Raw genomic sequence first — 517 nt, 5'->3', positions numbered from 1 at the left:
AGATTTTTGGAATAATCTGCCGCCGTTAGCCCCGCCGCTTATCGAAAACGTACTTCGTAAGGGGCATAAAATGCTCCTTGCCGGGCCCTCGAAGGCAGGGAAGTCGTTTGCTTTGATCGAACTTACGATTGCTATTGCAGAAGGTCGTAAGTGGCTAACGTGGAACTGTGCGCAAGGCAAAGTGCTTTACGTTAACTTGGAGTTGGATACAGCCAGCTGCCTGCATCGGTTCAAAGATGTCTATGAGTCATTAAATTGGCCGGCAACGAGTCTAAGCAATATTGATATATGGAACTTGCGGGGAAAGTCGCTGCCGATGGATAAATTGGCTCCTAAGTTGATCCGCCGTGCCGCTAAGAAGAATTACATCGCAATTATTATTGATCCGATTTACAAGGTCATTACAGGCGATGAAAACAGTGCAGAACAGATGGCTCATTTTTGCAATCAGTTTGACAAGGTCTGCACGGATTTGAATTGCGCCGTTATTTATTGTCATCATCACAGTAAAGGCAGC

Annotated in this window: 1 protein-coding gene; it reads left to right on the top strand. The window is 45.8% G+C overall.

From position 1 onward, the window contains the following. Positions 1-16: 16 nt before the first annotated feature. Positions 17-517, top strand: a 501-nt coding sequence (locus HMPREF1250_RS03815; RefSeq protein WP_269208539.1) for an AAA family ATPase, incomplete at its 3' end; no start/stop codon positions are given.

Source organism: Megasphaera vaginalis (ex Srinivasan et al. 2021), from assembly GCF_000478965.1.
Lineage (GTDB): Bacteria > Bacillota > Negativicutes > Veillonellales > Megasphaeraceae > Megasphaera > Megasphaera vaginalis.
Note: the sequence above shows the minus strand (reverse complement) of the source record. Positions and strands in the feature narration are given on the sequence as shown.